Consider the following 15,909-nt stretch of genomic DNA (forward strand, 5'->3'; position numbering starts at 1 on the left):
CATTATAGGGAGTTATTCCGAACCTGCAAGGGTAAAGTGAAAATTATTTACTAACTGCTCACTTTCCAGGCAAACCATACTCCAGACCTCAATTTTCGCCTGGTTTTTAAACAAAAACGAGCCGCAAGCAGCTCGTTTTTGCGTTTTGTGACTTACTGCACTGCCACAATACGATCGTCGTTGGCTTCCAGACGGATAACTTTGCCAGGGATCAGCTCTCCGGAGAGGATCTGCTGCGCCAGCGGGTTTTCGATCTGCTGCTGGATAGCACGTTTCAATGGACGCGCACCGTACACCGGATCGTAACCATTCTCGCTCAGCAGCTTCAGGGCCTCGTCGGAGATGTGAATTTCATATCCACGCTCTTCCAGACGTTTGTACAGACGCTGCAGCTGGATCTGCGCAATCGACGCAATGTGTTTCTCACCCAGAGGATGGAATACCACCACTTCATCAATACGGTTGATGAACTCAGGACGGAAGTTATGGCTCACGACACCGAGCACCAGATCCTTCATATGGCTATAGTCCAGTTCACCGAAACGTTCCTGAATCAAATCGGAACCCAGGTTCGAGGTCATGATGACAACCGTATTACGGAAGTCGACCGTTCTCCCCTGCCCGTCGGTCAGACGGCCATCATCCAGCACCTGAAGCAGGATGTTGAACACATCAGGGTGCGCTTTTTCCACCTCATCCAGCAGGATGACGGAATAAGGGCGACGGCGAACCGCTTCCGTCAGGTACCCCCCTTCTTCATAACCTACGTATCCCGGAGGCGCGCCGACCAGACGTGAGACGGAGTGTTTTTCCATAAACTCGGACATGTCGATACGTACCATCGCATCGTCGCTGTCGAACATAAAGTTAGCCAGCGCTTTACACAGCTCGGTTTTACCGACCCCCGTCGGCCCCAGGAACAGGAACGAACCAATCGGACGGTTTGGATCGGACAACCCTGCGCGGCTACGGCGAATGGCGTTGGAAACCGCCTCAACCGCTTCGTTCTGACCAATCACCCGATTGTGGAGATCCTGCTCCATGCGCAGCAGTTTTTCACGCTCGCCTTCCAGCATGCGCGCCACCGGAATACCGGTCCAGCGAGCAAGCACTTCCGCGATTTCCGCATCCGTCACTTTATTACGTAACAGACGCATCGTTTTCCCTTCTGACTGCGTCGCTATCTCAAGCTGTTTTTCCAGCTCAGGAATTTTGCCGTACTGCAGTTCAGACATCCGCGCCAGATCGCCGACACGGCGAGCCTGCTCAATGGCAATTTTTGCCTGTTCGAGTTCAGCTTTAATGGTCTGAGTGCCGGAAAGGGATGCTTTCTCGGCTTTCCACTCTTCTTCCAGCTCAGAATACTGGCGCTCTTTATCGTCCAGTTCTTCATTGAGCATATCCAGGCGTTTCTTACTGGCTTCATCAGACTCTTTCTTCAGCGCCTGCTGTTCCAGCTTGAGCTGAATGATGCGTCGGTCGAGCCTATCCAGCTCTTCCGGTTTCGAGTCAATCTGCATACGAATGCTCGAAGCCGCTTCATCAATAAGGTCGATCGCTTTATCCGGCAGCTGGCGGTCAGCAATGTAACGGTGTGAAAGCGTCGCTGCCGCAACGATAGCCGGGTCAGTGATCTGCACGTGGTGGTGCAGTTCATAGCGCTCCTTCAAACCACGCAGGATCGCGATGGTATCTTCAACGCTTGGCTCAGCAACAAACACTTTCTGGAAACGACGTTCCAGCGCAGCATCTTTCTCAATGTACTGACGGTACTCGTCGAGCGTGGTGGCACCGACGCAGTGAAGTTCACCGCGCGCCAGCGCAGGTTTCAGCATGTTCCCGGCATCCATCGCGCCGTCCGCTTTACCGGCACCGACCATAGTGTGCAGTTCGTCGATAAACAGGATAACGTTCCCTTCCTGCTTCGCCAGGTCGTTAAGCACGCCTTTCAGACGCTCCTCAAACTCACCGCGGTATTTCGCACCGGCCACCAGCGCGCCCATATCCAGCGCCAGTACGCGGCGGCCTTTCAGGCCTTCCGGCACTTCGCCGTTGACGATACGCTGCGCCAGCCCTTCAACGATGGCGGTTTTACCGACACCCGGTTCACCAATCAGCACCGGGTTGTTCTTGGTACGACGCTGCAGTACCTGAATCGTACGGCGGATTTCTTCGTCACGGCCGATAACCGGATCAAGTTTGCCCTGTTCAGCACGCTCGGTCAGATCGACCGTAAATTTCTTCAAAGCCTGACGTTGGTCTTCGGCTCCCTGATCGTTCACGCTTTCACCTCCGCGCATTTTCTCAATCGCCTGAGTCACATTGGCGGTGGTCGCACCGGCAGATTTCAGCAGGTCGGTCAAGGTACCGCGTGATTCAAGCGCCGCCAGAACAAACAGCTCTGACGAAATAAAGTTGTCCCCACGTTTTTGCGCCAGCTTGTCGCAAAGGTTAAGCACGCGCACCAAATCCTGAGACGGCTGAACGTCGCCGCCGGTACCTTCTACCTGCGGTAAACGGCTCAGCGCCTGATCGATGGCGGTGCGTAACTGGCCAGCATTAATGCCAGCGGACGTTAATAAAGGACGTACCGATCCCCCTTCCTGATTCAGCAAGGCGCTCATTAAATGAAGAGGTTCGATAAATTGGTTGTCGTGCCCCAGTGCGAGGGACTGGGCATCGGCGAGAGCAAGCTGGAATTTATTAGTAAGACGATCCAGACGCATAACTCCTCCCATAACAGGTCAAATTTGCTACTGGAGATTAAATGAGGTCATCCCTCAATTATTCAAGGTTAATGACCTGAATTATGTGAAAAGAAAACGGCACGTACCGGATCGTCTTGATTCTTTAGGTTATATCAGCCAAATGAAACTTGCCATACGCCCCGTGGTCTTGTCGCGACGATAGGAGAAAAAATCACCCTTTTCGGTGAATGTGCAGCGATCGCCGCCGAAGATCTGCGTCACACCAACGTTATTTAGACGCTGGTGGGCGAGCTGGTAAATATCAACCAGATATTTATCCCCCGAAGGCAGGAAGGCTTCAACCGCTTGCGGATCTTTTTCCATAAAGGCTTCGCGAACCTCTGGCCCCACTTCGAAAGCGCGAGGACCAATGGCCGGGCCAAGCCAGGCCATAATATTGGCTGGCTCATCGCTAAAGCAGGCGACAGTTTCTTCGAGCACGCCTTCACACAGACCACGCCAGCCCGCGTGTGCTGCAGCCACCTCGGTACCTGCACGGTTACAGAACAGAACCGGCAGACAATCGGCGGTCATCACGGCACAAACGGTTCCCGGAGTATTACTGTAAGAGGCATCAGCGCGTTTAGAAGCATAGGGTTCTCCCGTCAACTTCAGCACCGCGTTACCATGAACCTGTTCCAGCCAGACCGGTTTCGACGGCAAGTTCCCCGCAGCAAACAGACGTCTGCGGTTCTCTTCAACATGTTCCAGGTTGTCGCCACAGTGCGCACCGAGGTTCAAAGACTCCCACGCGCCCTGGCTAACACCGCCAATACGGGTTGAACTGCAGGCAGCCACGCCAGCAGGCAATGGCCACTCCGGGACAATCAGTTTGGTCATAACCAGTCCACTTGATCCTTATGTTCTTCGAAATCAGCACGCATGGCGTCGATAAGATCCACCATATCCTGCGGGATAGGCGCATGCCACTCCATCTGAATACCGGTGATAGGGTGGTAAAGACGCAGCATGGTCGCGTGCAGCGCCTGACGATCGAATTTACGCAATACGCTGATGAACTCATCCGATGCGCCTTTAGGTGGACGCGGGCGGCCACCGTATACCTGATCCCCGACCAGCGGATGGGTAATGTGGGCCATATGCACGCGGATCTGGTGAGTACGTCCGGTTTCCAGACGCAGACGCAGGCGCGTATGAATACGGAAGTGCTCCATAATGCGATAGTGCGTCACCGCCGGTTTACCCATCGGATGCACCGACATATGGGTACGTTTGGTTGGGTGACGGCTGATTGGCTCTTCCACCGTTCCGCCAGAGGTCATATGCCCAATGGCTACCGCTTCATACTCGCGGGTGATTTCGCGCAGCTGCAGCGATTCCACCAGACGGGTCTGAGCAGGAACGGTCTTCGCCACCACCATCAAACCGGTGGTGTCTTTATCCAGACGGTGCACGATGCCCGCGCGCGGAACATCCGCGATCGGCGGATAATAATGGAGAAGTGCGTTAAGTACCGTACCGTCAGGGTTCCCCGCGCCCGGATGAACAACCAGGTCGCGCGGCTTGTTGATCACCAGAATGTCATCATCTTCATAGATGATGTCCAGTGGGATATCCTGCGGCTCGAAGCGGATTTCCTCTTCGATTTCAGCATTGATGGCGACAGCTTCCCCACCTAACACTTTCTCTTTTGGTTTGTCCCAGATCTTGCCGTTTACCAGCACGCGCTGGTCAAGGATCCATTCTTTTATGCGTGAACGCGAATAATCAGGGAACAATTCGGCCAAAGCCTGATCTAAGCGTTGACCGAGCTGATTTTCGGAGACTGTTGCGGTGAGTTCTACTCGTTGTGCCATAAACTGCTTCTTCGTTTAACGTTGGGTTTTACGGCTTTGCCGTTTAATATAGTGTGCTATTGTAGCTGGTCTTAATCGGGAGCAGGAACAGAGTTTCTCCCGGACAAACATTTGAGGAAAGTCAAAACGTCATGACGCGCATGAAATATCTGGTGGCAGCGGCCACGTTGAGCCTGGCTTTGGTGGGCTGCTCCGGTTCAAATGAACAGGTCCCTGACAATCCGCCGAATGAAATCTATGCGACTGCACAACAAAAGTTGCAGGACGGTAACTGGAAACAGGCGATAACGCAACTGGAAGCGTTGGATAATCGCTATCCATTTGGTCCATATTCGCAGCAGGTACAGTTAGATCTCATCTACGCATACTATAAAAATGCCGACCTGCCGCTGGCTCAGGCAACTATCGATCGTTTCATGCGTCTGAACCCGACTCATCCTAACATCGACTATGTGATGTACATGCGCGGCCTCACCAACATGGCGCTGGACGACAGTGCGCTGCAGGGCTTCTTCGGCGTGGATCGTTCCGACCGTGACCCGCAGCATGCGCGTGATGCCTTCAATGACTTCTCCAAGCTGGTGCGCGGCTATCCGAACAGTCAGTACGTGACCGACGCGACCAAACGTCTGGTGTTCCTGAAAGATCGTCTGGCGAAATATGAATACTCCGTAGCGGAATACTATACCCGTCGTGGCGCATGGGTTGCCGTGGTTAACCGCGTAGAAGGTATGCTGCGTGATTATCCGGATACTCAGGCAACGCGCGACGGCCTGAAGCTGATGGAAAATGCTTACCGTCAGATGCAGATGACCGCTCAGGCTGAAAAAGTGGCGAAAATCATCGCTGCGAACAGCAGCAACACCTGATATTGCCTCAATGCAAAACGGCAGCCCGAAGGCTGCCGTTTTTTTATTCATTTTACCGCGTCGCTGAAGCGCTTAAGCCTCAACACATCCAGTCAACTATGGCCCCAATTTTTGCCTTCGACAAGGTAAATCTCACCTCTTCCTGCCCTGCCTCACAAAAAAGATTCCCTGACAAAAACCGACAAAATAACGTGATATAAATCACACATTTTGACATTAGGTCGGGTATGCTGGAATCACCAAGACGGAAAGACAAGAGGTAAAATTTATGACAATGAACATTACCAGTAAACAAATGGAAATTACTCCGGCAATCCGCCAGCACGTCGCAGACCGTCTCGCCAAACTGGATAAATGGCAAACTCATTTAATTAATCCACATATCATCCTGTCCAAGGAGCCGCAGGGTTTCATCGCTGACGCAACTATCAATACTCCAAACGGCCATCTGGTCGCCAGCGCAAAACACGAGGATATGTACACAGCAATTAACGATTTGATCAACAAGCTGGAACGGCAGCTCAATAAAGTGCAACACAAAGGTGAAGCCCGTCGCGCCGCAACATCGGTGAAAGACGCCAGCTTCGCGGAAGAAGTTGAAGAAGAGTAATCCTTTAAATTGAGTGTACTGCCAACGCGCCTTCGGGCGCGTTTTTTGTTTTTTATTGACAGGGTGAAAACAGTACGGGTACTTTAACGGTATCAATCACAGGATGACTTTATGAAACTTACGCCGTTCTTCTTCGCATTCTTTTTTACCTTCCCCTGACTGGGAGGCGTTTCGTCGTGTGATAAAGAATGCGAAGACGAACAACAAGGCCTCCCACACCGGGGGGCCTTTTTTATTGATAACGATAAAATGAGACAGGCAACACTATGACACCGGAAAACCCGTTACTGGATCTGCGAGTAAAAATCAGCGCGCTGGATGAGAAACTGCTGGCGCTGCTGGCCGAACGCCGCGCGCTTGCCGTTGAAGTGGGCAAAGCCAAGCTGGACTCCCATCGCCCGGTACGAGATATCGACCGCGAGCGCGATCTGCTGGAACGTCTCATTCAGCTCGGCAAAGCGCATCACCTCGATGCCCACTACATTACCCGGTTGTTCCAGCTCATCATCGAAGACTCCGTTCTCACTCAGCAAGCGCTGCTCCAGCAGCATCTGAATAAAACCAATCCACACTCTGCGCGTATCGCCTTCCTCGGTCCGAAAGGCTCTTATTCTCACCTGGCCGCACGTCAGTATGCCGCACGCCATTTCGAAGAATTTATTGAGAGCGGCTGCGCGAAGTTTGCCGACATATTTAATCAGGTTGAGACCGGCCAGGCGGATTACGCCGTCGTACCGATTGAAAACACCAGCTCCGGCGCCATCAACGACGTCTACGATTTGCTGCAGCACACCAGCCTGTCGCTGGTTGGCGAGCTGACGATCCCTATCGATCACTGCGTGCTGGTCTCTGGCTCAACCGACCTTAGCAAGATCGAAACGGTTTACAGTCATCCACAGCCGTTCCAGCAGTGCAGCCAGTTCCTGAACCGCTATCCGAGCTGGAAAATTGAGTACACCGAAAGCACCTCGGCGGCGATGGAAAAAGTGGCGCAGGCTAACTCCCCAACCGTCGCCGCGCTCGGCAGCGAAGCAGGCGGGGCGCTGTATGGTTTACAGGTGCTGGAACGCAATCTGGCGAACCAGACGCAAAATATCACCCGCTTCGTGGTGCTGGCCCGCAAAGCGATCAATGTGTCAGACCAGGTGCCGGCCAAAACCACGCTGCTGATGGCGACCGGCCAACAGGCCGGTGCGCTGGTTGAAGCCCTGCTGGTGCTGCGTAACCACAACCTGATCATGACCAGGCTGGAATCACGCCCAATTCACGGTAACCCGTGGGAAGAGATGTTCTACCTCGATATCCAGGCCAATCTGGAATCTGCTTCCATGCAGAAGGCCCTGCGCGAACTGGGCGAGATCACGCGCTCCATGAAGGTGTTGGGCTGCTATCCCAGCGAAAACGTCGTCCCGGTTGACCCGGCTTAACGCTCGATAAACCGGCTTTTCTTCATCCCTGCCACGTTCACCGGCAGGGTGAAGATAGCGCCGGAGAGCGGATACTTCGCCACCTCGTCCGCATCCATATTTTCCCGCGTGGTGGTAATAAACAGCGTTTTCATGTCATCGCCGCCAAAGCAGACCATCGTCGGGCAACGCACCGGCATGCGATATTCTTCCAGCTGCTCCCCTTGCGGAGAAAAACGCGCAATACGCCAGCCGTCAAACAGCGCGCTCCAGTAGCAGCCTTCCACATCCATGGCCGCGCCGTCCGGTATCCCTTCGCCCTCTTTAAACTGACGAAACACCTCGCGCCTGCCGGGTTCGCCCTTCTCATCAAGCGGCGTACGGTAAATTACGCCGTTTGGCGTGTCTGAGGTAAACATCCACTGCTTATCCGGGCTAAACGCTAAGCCGTTGTGGCCGTGAATATCACACTGGATCACTTTCGGCGTCAGGTCGTTGTCGATGCGCATCAGCAGGGCACCGTTGTAATCTCCCGGCCCCCAAAACGTGCCCGCGTAGAATCGTCCCAGAGAATCGGTGCCGCCGTCGTTAAAGCGTGCGAGCTGCGGGTTAGAGGGGTTATCGCACACCTTGCGGCGCAGCAGGCCGTGTTTATCGGTCAGCCAGATACCTGTTCTCATCGCAACGATAAAACCACCCTGCTCGCGCAGCGCGAAACAGCCCACCTCCTCATGGAAAGAGAGCACGGTGTGTTCTGCCGTCGGCAGATGGTAGCGGTGGATCTCCCCTTCCAGAATATCGGCCCAGTAGAGCGCGTGCTCTTCTGCGCTCCACGTCGGGCACTCAGGCAGATGCCCGGTGTAATTCAACAGCAGCTGCGGTTCGGCCATGACAGTTCCCCAAAATAAAAAAAGCCAGCATTGCTGGCTTTCAGTATATACATCATCGCATTACTGGCGACTGTCATTTGCCTGGCGCAACAGCGTCCGGCTCTCACTCTGGAAACGCTGCGCGTAATCGCCAAACCAGTGCTCGACCTTGCGGAAGCTGTCGATAAACGCCTGCTTGTCTCCGTGCTCCAGCAGCGTAATGGCTTCACCAAAGCGCTGATAGTAGCGCTTGATGAGCGCCAGATTGTTCTCGGAGGACATAATAATGTCCGCGTAAAGCTGCGGATCCTGAGCAAACAGGCGCCCGACCATCGCCAGCTCCAGACGATAGATAGGTGAAGAGAGCGCCAGCAGCTGTTCAAGCTGCACGTTCTCTTCCGCCAGATGCAGACCGTAGGCAAACGTCGCAAAGTGGCGCAGCGCCTGAATGAACGCCATGTTCTGATCGTGCTCGACCGCGCTGATGCGGTGCAGTCGCGCGCCCCATACCTGAATCTGTTCCAGGAACCACTGATAGGCTTCCGGCTGACGACCGTCGCAGTAAACCACCACCTGCTTAGCCAGGCTGCCGCTGTCCGGGCCAAACATCGGGTGCAGACCCAGTACCGGGCCCGTATGCGCAGCCAGCATCGCCTGCAGCGGACCATTTTTGACGGAGGCCAGATCCACCAGGATGCAATCTTTCGGTAAAGCAGGAAGCTTCCCGATGATCTGCTCCGTCACGTGGATCGGCACGCTGACGATAACCATCCCGGCATCTTTCATGAGTTCCGGAGCATGCGCCCAGTCCTCTTTTTCCAGAATGCGCACCTGATAGCCAGAAAGCGTCAGCATTTTTTCAAACAGACGCCCCATCTGTCCTGCCCCGCCGACAATCACCACCGGCCGCAGGGACGGACAAAGGGTTTTAAAACCCTTGTCGTTTTCGCTGGAATAGGATTCCCGCATCACGCGACGCAGAACATCTTCAATTAAATCCGGCGAAACGCCCAGCGCCTGGGCCTCTTTGCGACGAGAGGCCAGCATTGAGGCTTCGCGCTCCGGGACGTAAATCGGCAGGCCGTATTTGCTTTTCACCTCACCGACTTCGGCAACCAGCGCCATGCGGCGCGCCAGCAGGTCCAGCAGCGCCTTATCCACTTCATCAATTTGATCGCGCAGTGCGGTCAATTCAGCAACCATAACTAACCTCTTAAGCCAGACGCGTCGCCAGCTGGCCTTTCAAATCTTTGTGGATCTCACGCAGCAGCGCATCGGTGGTTTCCCAGCTGATGCAGGCATCCGTCACGGAGACGCCGTGCTTCATTGCACTGCGCGGTTGTTCAGATGATTGATTGCCTTCATGAATATTGCTCTCAATCATCAGACCGATAATCGAACGGTTGCCATCTTTGATCTGTGCGACCACGGATTCCGCAACCGCAGGCTGGCGACGGTAATCTTTATTTGAATTACCATGACTGCAATCTACCATCAGTGCCGGGCGCAGTCCCGCCTGCTCCATCTCTTTTTCACACTGTGCCACGTCCGCCGGGCTGTAGTTAGGTGCTTTCCCGCCGCGCAGGATCACATGGCCGTCCGGGTTACCCTGCGTTTGCAGGAGGCAGACCTGTCCCGCCTGGTTGATACCAACGAAACGGTGCGGCATCGCAGCAGCGCGCATGGCGTTGATCGCCGTCGCCAGGCTGCCATCGGTACCGTTTTTAAAGCCAACCGGCATTGACAGGCCAGACGCCATCTCGCGGTGGGTTTGCGATTCCGTGGTACGCGCGCCAATCGCCGACCAGCTGAACAGATCGCCCAGGTACTGCGGGCTGTTCGGGTCCAGCGCTTCGGTTGCCAGCGGCAGTCCCATGCTGACCAGCTCCACCAGCAGGCGACGCGCAATCTTCAGGCCTGCTTCCACATCAAACGAGCCATCCATGTGCGGATCGTTAATCAACCCTTTCCAGCCGACGGTCGTACGTGGCTTCTCAAAATAGACGCGCATCACCAGATAGAGGCTATCGCTGACCTCCTCCGCTAACGCTTTAAATCGACGAGCATATTCAATGGCGGTTTCAGGATCGTGAATGGAGCAAGGACCGCATACCACCAGCAGGCGCGGATCGCGGCCGGCGATAATGTCAGAAATGGTCTGGCGAGAGTGCTCGATCTGAGCCTCCTGCGCGACGCTCAGCGGAAATTCCGCTTTCAGTTGATCCGGAGTGATTAACACCTGTTCGTCAGTGATATGTACGTTGTTCAGCGCGTCTTTTTGCATGATGGCGATCCTGTAAAGCTCGTTTGCGATAGTTGTATTCCTCAATGAGGTGAAACCACGATACCATAAAAAGTAAACATTTCAATCCAAAATACGTACACATTAGTTTACACAAGCCAATTTATTGCAAAAATCAGCCGATAAAAACGTAAACTTTAAATTACAGACAGGTTTTCTTTAGCCAGGCTATGCTGAAGAAAAAAGGAGAATGGCTATGCGTTCAATTGCTCTCGTGCTGTTGTCGCTGTTTTTAACGGGCTGTCAGATCAATCCTTACACCTTCCAGCCCGACTGGACCAGCCCATCCTGGTTTGATGCAGGTAAAGAAGACGCCATGAATGGCCTGCCGGTTAAAGATAACCAGACCCTGGCCGATAGCTTTAACGACACACACGTTGATCGTAGTGAATATCTTCGCGGCTATGCTGATGGTCAGAAGAAAGTCTGCGAAGAAGGGTTTATTCACGCCTGGGGATTAGCAGGCAAATCTTTCCCTGCCAGTTGCGATACAGCCGAAAACGCGGCAAAACTGCGTTCGTCATGGCAGCAAGGGATGGATGAAAGTATGCGCTCCAGCAGACTGAATTAATCTATTTTTATCCACCGGAAAATAAACAACAGTAGGATTTAGCTTAGGTCGGCCTCATGCTATTTCTGACATAATGACGGCCCTGATAAACAATGGTATTCTGCCCGCAACTCTTAAGGACATCTATTTCCAGAGCGATGTGGCGGATTCTGGTGAGAAATTTATTCTTGATCTCTTTTTTCCGACTCACTCTGGTGATAATGCTGTTCCTTATGGTGGGCCCTGCGGCGGCAGGCACGCTTACGGAAACGGATAAATCGGTACGCTCGATTGTCTCAGGCATCGTGAGCTATACGCGATGGCCGTCACTTTCCGGTCAGCCTAAACTCTGCGTCTACGCCACTTCGCACTATACGCACGCCCTCAGCGGCGATGAGGGGCATAGCGAGTTACCTTATACTCCCGTTATTGTACGTAACGATCAGGAAGCCCTGGCCGCGACGTGCGATGCGATCTATTTCGGGTCTGAATCACCGGCAAAACAACTTGAATTAATAAGTCAATATCAGGGCAGAGCGTTGCTATTAATCTCAGAGCAAAATCCGGAATGTGTAATTGGCAGTGCCTTTTGCCTGATAATCGATCGCGGCCAGGTACGGTTCGCCGTCAATCTGGATGCATTGACACGCAGTGGCGTAAGAGTCAATCCGGATGTATTAATGCTTGCACGGAATAAGCAGCATGGATAAAGATTTCACTTCAACGCCACGTCCGACGTTTAAAAGAACGTTGAGGCGAAACAGCATGATAAGCGTCATCATCACGATGACGTTAATATGGCTGCTGCTCTGTTTTGCTTCCGTCGTGACGTTAAAACAATACGCGCAAAAGAATCTCGAATTAACCGGCGCAACAATGAGCCACAGCCTGGAAGCCTCGCTGGTGTTCAACGACTCGCTGGCGGCCAACGAAACGCTGGCTGCGCTGGGCAAACAGGGGCAGTTTGCCGTGGCCGAGGTTATTAACGCGCATAAAAAGCGGTTTGCCTACTGGTCCTGGAACCCGGAGGACAACAACGACACGCTGGGCGCACTGGTCAGCCGCTGGCTTTTCCCCGTACCGGTTGCGCAGCCCATCATGCATAACGGCGCAACGATCGGCGAAATTCGCCTGACCGCGCGTGACAGTCTGATCGGCCATTTCATCTGGATGTCGTTTGCCGTTCTGACCGGCTGTATTCTCTTTGCAACCGTCGTCGCGCTCACCATTACCCAGTCTTTGCACCATGGGATGGTCACAGCCCTGCAAAACATCACCGACGTGGTGCATGACGTTCGCACTAACCGCAACTTCTCCCGCCGGGTGAAAGACGGCCGTATTGAAGAGTTTCACCAGTTTGGTGAGGACTTCAACAGCCTTCTGGATGAGATGGAGGAGTGGCAACTGAAGCTTCAGGCGAAAAATGCCCAGCTGCTGCGTACCGCCATGCACGACCCGCTCACCGGTCTTGCCAACCGCGCTGCGTTTCGTAACAGCATTGCAGCCTTAATGAACGACCCTTCAGCCAAAACAAACTCGGCCCTGCTCTTCCTTGACGGTGATAATTTCAAGTTTATTAACGACACCTGGGGACACGCGGCAGGTGACTGCGTGCTGATAGAAGTCGCCAGCAGGATGATGGAGTTTGGCGACAAACGTCACCAGGCATACCGCCTTGGCGGTGACGAATTCGCCATGGTGCTGTACGGCGTACACTCTGAGCTCGAGGTTCAACACATTTGTGCTGCGCTATCGCAGCAGTTTATCCGTCCGTTTGATCTTCATAACGGACAAAAAGCATCGATGTCACTCAGCATTGGCTTTGCTCTGGCGTGGGAAAATGCTTCCGTGGAAGCATTACTGGAGAGGGCTGACCGCAACATGTATCAGGTGAAAAACCAGCGTACGAAAACAACAAGTTAGAAAGGATACACTATGTTAAAACGTTACTTCGCGCCGATAGTTCTGGCCTCACTGGTTCTGGCAGGCTGTCAGTCGCCCCCGGAAGGCAAATTCACTCCTGAGCAAATTTCGGCGATGAAGTCTTACGGTTTTAACGAACTGAACGGTGACTGGTCGCTTGGCATGTCGGACACCATCCTGTTTGATAAAAATGACGCCAGACTGCGCCCGGAAAGTGAAACGCAGATCCAGTCCATGGCCTCTCGCCTGGCGGAAACCGGCCTGAACCACGCGCGAATGGACGGTCACACGGATAACTACGGTGAAGAAAGCTACAACGAAGCGCTGTCGTTAAAACGCGCCAATGCCGTGGCCGATGCCTGGGCGAAGGGGGCAAATATCCCGCGCAGCAATCTCACCACGCGGGGGTTAGGTCAAAAATACCCGGTTGCGAGCAACAGTACTCCGCAAGGGCGCGCTGAAAACCGCCGCGTCGCAGTGGTGATCAGCACGCCATAGGCTTATTTTGCGGATGATTCGGCGAGCGTCACCCTGGTTGCCGCTCGCCAGCGCAGCCAGTCCACCACAACAAACAGCGCCAGACTCACGCCCATGACCGGCAAGGCGAGCCCCAGCAGTATGCTGATTACCACCGTAACGCCTCTTCCCCATCCTGACAGCGCCAGCCAGCTCTGACAAAGCGTCTGCACCGGATCCACCGCCGACTGTGCCGGACGACGCATCCACCACATCCGGTAACCCCAGACGATGAGCACGCACAGGGCGAGGCCGAACGCCACCAGCAGCAGCTGATTCACCAGCCCGAATAAGATCCCCATATGGAAATCCACGCCCCAACGGGTCAGTTTTGCCATTAACGGGAAATCCTCGAAACGGGTTCTGTCCAGAACCTGCATCGTCGAAGGATCAACCGCAACGGCGTCCACCTGGGTCGGCCAGCTGCGATCGATTTCCGTCACGGTCCAGGCGCTATCCGCCTTTTTTGCCGGGCGGATCTCCAGTCTGTTGGCATCAATTCCCGCGTTACGGGCCGCGCTTAATACTCCGTCAAACTGCGTCAGATCCATCGCCATTTCCGGCATCATCATTCCGCCGTGATGGCCCCGGTGTTCGGCATGCTCATTCACGATCTCCTGTTGACCGGAAAGCGTCGTGTTCACCTGCGGGGTAAGCCAGTTCATCTCTGCCCGCAGCTTATCAACGTTCCCGCCAGCCCACTGGGACCAGGTCAGGCCGGTTGCTGAGAACAACAGCATTCCGCCCAGCAGACTCCAGCCCAGCGTCACGTGCATCCGACGACGATTCTGGAAGCGATTATTGATCCGCCGTTTGGGTCGGGTATAAAACCACAGGACAGCACCGCCCAGCGCGGCAACCCACATCCAGGAGGCGGCAAGCTCGCTGTAGAGCCGCCCCACGTCGCCCAGCATCAGAGAGGTATGCAGATAATCAATAGTCTGACGCAGCGGTAAAATCCCGCTGGTGCCGTATACCGTCATATCTCCCAGCACCGCCAGGCTTACCGGATCAATAAAAATAGCCCGGTTCTCCGATGGGCCAAGCGTCGGATCGGCAAACATCACGCGGGTGGTTTCGCCTTCAGCCAGCCCCGGACGCACGGCGTGCAAATGCACATCTGATCCAATGTTTTTTTCCGCCACGGCAATTTGTTCCGCCAGCGGCTGCGGCACGCCCACGGAATCCGTGTGGAGCGCGTGCCGGTAGAGCGCATTCTCCAGCTGCGGGGTCGCCACATACAGCGTACCGGTCAGCGCGGCAAAGAAGATAAACGGACCAACAAAAAGCCCGACGTAGAAATGGAGGCGACGCAGCAGGTTTCCCCATGCCGCGCGCGGAGTGCAGGTAGTCATACTTTTCCTTTTTAAGGCAAAAAGTTATCGATTTAGTTTTAAAGGGAAAAAGCAGACTGCCGCGGCGGCGCGCGGGTATCAGGGTAAAGCCAGGGGAAAAAGTGCCAGTGGCTGACCGCCTCGCGCGGCGGCTTAATGCGAAGCCTCTGTAATACCGCGCTGAGCAGGACGATCAGCGCCAGCATCACGCCAGGGACATGCGCTAACAGCACGCAGTAGCCGCACGCTTCCGCATGGTCGACAGGCATCGTATGCGGCATATCGCCCTGATGCTCGTCCATCGACATCATGCTCATGTCATGATGCATGCCCGGCATCGCGCTCATGGGATCTTTCTGCAAGGAGACGGAGATAAGCGGCGCCACCACGATCAGCAGGATCGCAAACAGCGCGGTCAATGCCGCTGCGCGTTTCCGGCCAGGCTGATGCAGTACGTTATCCACTTCTCCTCCTTTCAAGAGGCAAGCATTGTAAATGATTTATGACAAAAGGGTTAACGCGAGAGGTGCGCAGGGATAAAAAAAGGGCCAGCCTTTCGGCCAGCCCTTTCTAACAGGATGTCGCTTAAGCGAATCTTAGTTCAGACGCTCTTTAATACGAGCAGACTTACCAGTACGCTCACGCAGGTAGTACAGTTTAGCTTTACGTACAGCACCACGACGTTTAACAGCAATGCTGTCAACTACCGGAGAGTGAGTCTGGAAGACACGCTCAACGCCTTCGCCGTTGGAAATTTTACGAACAGTGAATGCAGAGTGCAGACCGCGGTTACGAATAGCGATAACCACGCCCTCGAATGCCTGCAGACGTTTTTTGGAACCTTCAACAACCCATACTTTCACTTCCACGGTGTCACCTGGACGGAAGGAAGGTACGTCCTGCTTCATCTGCTCTTGTTCAAGTTGCTTAATAATGTTGCTCATAATTTAATCTCTTATCCTGGGT

17 protein-coding genes and 1 other annotated feature are annotated in these 15,909 nt (G+C 54.2%); of the genes, 8 read left to right on the forward strand and 9 right to left on the reverse strand.

Translation table 11 applies throughout. The features are described from left to right. Positions 1-152: 152 nt before the first annotated feature. The 3 genes from clpB to rluD form a co-directional block, all read right to left on the reverse strand. Positions 153-2,726, reverse strand: a complete 2,574-nt coding sequence (gene clpB, locus IM317_RS19320) for an ATP-dependent chaperone ClpB (RefSeq protein ID WP_023308864.1) — start codon at positions 2,724-2,726, stop codon at positions 153-155. A 129-nt stretch (positions 2,727-2,855) separates the two neighbouring features. Further along, the gene (gene yfiH, locus IM317_RS19325) at positions 2,856-3,587 is read right to left on the reverse strand and encodes a purine nucleoside phosphorylase YfiH (protein WP_033146246.1); all 732 of its coding nucleotides are present in this window, start codon (positions 3,585-3,587) and stop codon (positions 2,856-2,858) included. Then, complete coding sequence (gene rluD / locus IM317_RS19330; protein ID WP_033146247.1) at positions 3,584-4,564, reverse strand: 23S rRNA pseudouridine(1911/1915/1917) synthase RluD; 981 nt, start codon at positions 4,562-4,564, stop codon at positions 3,584-3,586. Before rluD ends, yfiH begins: the two co-directional genes overlap by 4 nt. A gap of 131 nt (positions 4,565-4,695) precedes the next feature. On the opposite strand from rluD, the gene bamD reads away from it, so the two are divergent. The 4 genes from bamD to pheA all read left to right on the forward strand — a co-directional run bounded on the left by bamD (position 4,696) and on the right by pheA (position 7,470). Then, positions 4,696-5,433 (forward strand): outer membrane protein assembly factor BamD, encoded by a 738-nt coding sequence (gene bamD / locus IM317_RS19335; protein ID WP_023308867.1) that lies wholly within the window; start codon positions 4,696-4,698, stop codon positions 5,431-5,433. A 268-nt stretch (positions 5,434-5,701) separates the two neighbouring features. After that, complete coding sequence (raiA, locus tag IM317_RS19340; RefSeq protein ID WP_003863162.1) at positions 5,702-6,043, forward strand: ribosome-associated translation inhibitor RaiA; 342 nt, start codon at positions 5,702-5,704, stop codon at positions 6,041-6,043. A gap of 110 nt (positions 6,044-6,153) precedes the next feature. Next, positions 6,154-6,279 (forward strand) — a sequence feature (Phe leader region). After that, positions 6,155-6,202 carry a pheA operon leader peptide PheL gene (pheL, locus tag IM317_RS19345; protein ID WP_100249759.1) on the forward strand — a complete coding sequence of 16 codons (48 nt, stop codon included), beginning with the start codon at positions 6,155-6,157 and terminating at the stop codon, positions 6,200-6,202. (Overlaps the previous feature by 48 nt.) A gap of 30 nt (positions 6,280-6,309) precedes the next feature. After that, a complete protein-coding gene (gene pheA / locus IM317_RS19350) occupies positions 6,310-7,470 on the forward strand; it encodes a bifunctional chorismate mutase/prephenate dehydratase (protein WP_033146248.1) in 1,161 nt (386 codons plus the stop codon). On the opposite strand, the gene IM317_RS19355 is transcribed toward pheA, so the two are convergent. Genes IM317_RS19355 through aroF form a run of 3 tightly spaced genes read right to left on the reverse strand, consistent with a single transcriptional unit; the run spans position 7,467 to position 10,602 of the window. Further along, a complete protein-coding gene (locus IM317_RS19355) occupies positions 7,467-8,339 on the reverse strand; it encodes an SMP-30/gluconolactonase/LRE family protein (RefSeq protein WP_033146249.1) in 873 nt (290 codons plus the stop codon). The genes pheA and IM317_RS19355 overlap by 4 nt on opposite strands. A gap of 60 nt (positions 8,340-8,399) precedes the next feature. Continuing rightward, complete coding sequence (tyrA, locus tag IM317_RS19360; protein ID WP_033146250.1) at positions 8,400-9,521, reverse strand: bifunctional chorismate mutase/prephenate dehydrogenase; 1,122 nt, start codon at positions 9,519-9,521, stop codon at positions 8,400-8,402. Positions 9,522-9,531: 10 nt separating this feature from the next. Next, positions 9,532-10,602 carry a 3-deoxy-7-phosphoheptulonate synthase AroF gene (gene aroF, locus IM317_RS19365; RefSeq protein WP_033146251.1) on the reverse strand — a complete coding sequence of 357 codons (1,071 nt, stop codon included), beginning with the start codon at positions 10,600-10,602 and terminating at the stop codon, positions 9,532-9,534. 214 nt (positions 10,603-10,816) lie between these two features. On the opposite strand from aroF, the gene IM317_RS19370 reads away from it, so the two are divergent. The 4 genes from IM317_RS19370 to IM317_RS19385 all read left to right on the forward strand — a co-directional run bounded on the left by IM317_RS19370 (position 10,817) and on the right by IM317_RS19385 (position 13,591). Continuing rightward, a complete protein-coding gene (locus tag IM317_RS19370; RefSeq protein WP_033146252.1) occupies positions 10,817-11,191 on the forward strand; it encodes a DUF2799 domain-containing protein in 375 nt (124 codons plus the stop codon). 152 nt (positions 11,192-11,343) lie between these two features. Then, positions 11,344-11,880 carry a YfiR family protein gene (locus IM317_RS19375; protein ID WP_033146572.1) on the forward strand — a complete coding sequence of 179 codons (537 nt, stop codon included), beginning with the start codon at positions 11,344-11,346 and terminating at the stop codon, positions 11,878-11,880. Beyond that, the gene (dgcN, locus tag IM317_RS19380) at positions 11,873-13,093 is read left to right on the forward strand and encodes a diguanylate cyclase DgcN (protein ID WP_029741024.1); all 1,221 of its coding nucleotides are present in this window, start codon (positions 11,873-11,875) and stop codon (positions 13,091-13,093) included. Before IM317_RS19375 ends, dgcN begins: the two co-directional genes overlap by 8 nt. 12 nt (positions 13,094-13,105) lie before the next feature. Next, on the forward strand, positions 13,106-13,591 hold the full coding sequence (locus IM317_RS19385) for an OmpA family protein (protein ID WP_029741023.1): 486 nt from the start codon (positions 13,106-13,108) through the stop codon (positions 13,589-13,591). A 2-nt stretch (positions 13,592-13,593) separates the two neighbouring features. On the opposite strand, the gene IM317_RS19390 is transcribed toward IM317_RS19385, so the two are convergent. The 3 genes from IM317_RS19390 to rplS form a co-directional block, all read right to left on the reverse strand. Further along, positions 13,594-14,964 (reverse strand): PepSY domain-containing protein, encoded by a 1,371-nt coding sequence (locus IM317_RS19390; protein ID WP_033146253.1) that lies wholly within the window; start codon positions 14,962-14,964, stop codon positions 13,594-13,596. A gap of 38 nt (positions 14,965-15,002) precedes the next feature. Further along, a complete protein-coding gene (locus tag IM317_RS19395; RefSeq protein ID WP_033146254.1) occupies positions 15,003-15,407 on the reverse strand; it encodes a DUF2946 domain-containing protein in 405 nt (134 codons plus the stop codon). A 132-nt stretch (positions 15,408-15,539) separates the two neighbouring features. Then, entirely contained in the window at positions 15,540-15,887 is a 348-nt protein-coding gene (rplS, locus tag IM317_RS19400) for a 50S ribosomal protein L19 (RefSeq protein ID WP_002914145.1), read from the reverse strand. Positions 15,888-15,909: the final 22 nt, after the last annotated feature.

The sequence above is a fragment of the Enterobacter cloacae complex sp. S3 genome (assembly GCF_014930495.1).
In the GTDB taxonomy this organism is placed as follows: domain Bacteria; phylum Pseudomonadota; class Gammaproteobacteria; order Enterobacterales; family Enterobacteriaceae; genus Enterobacter; species Enterobacter asburiae_B.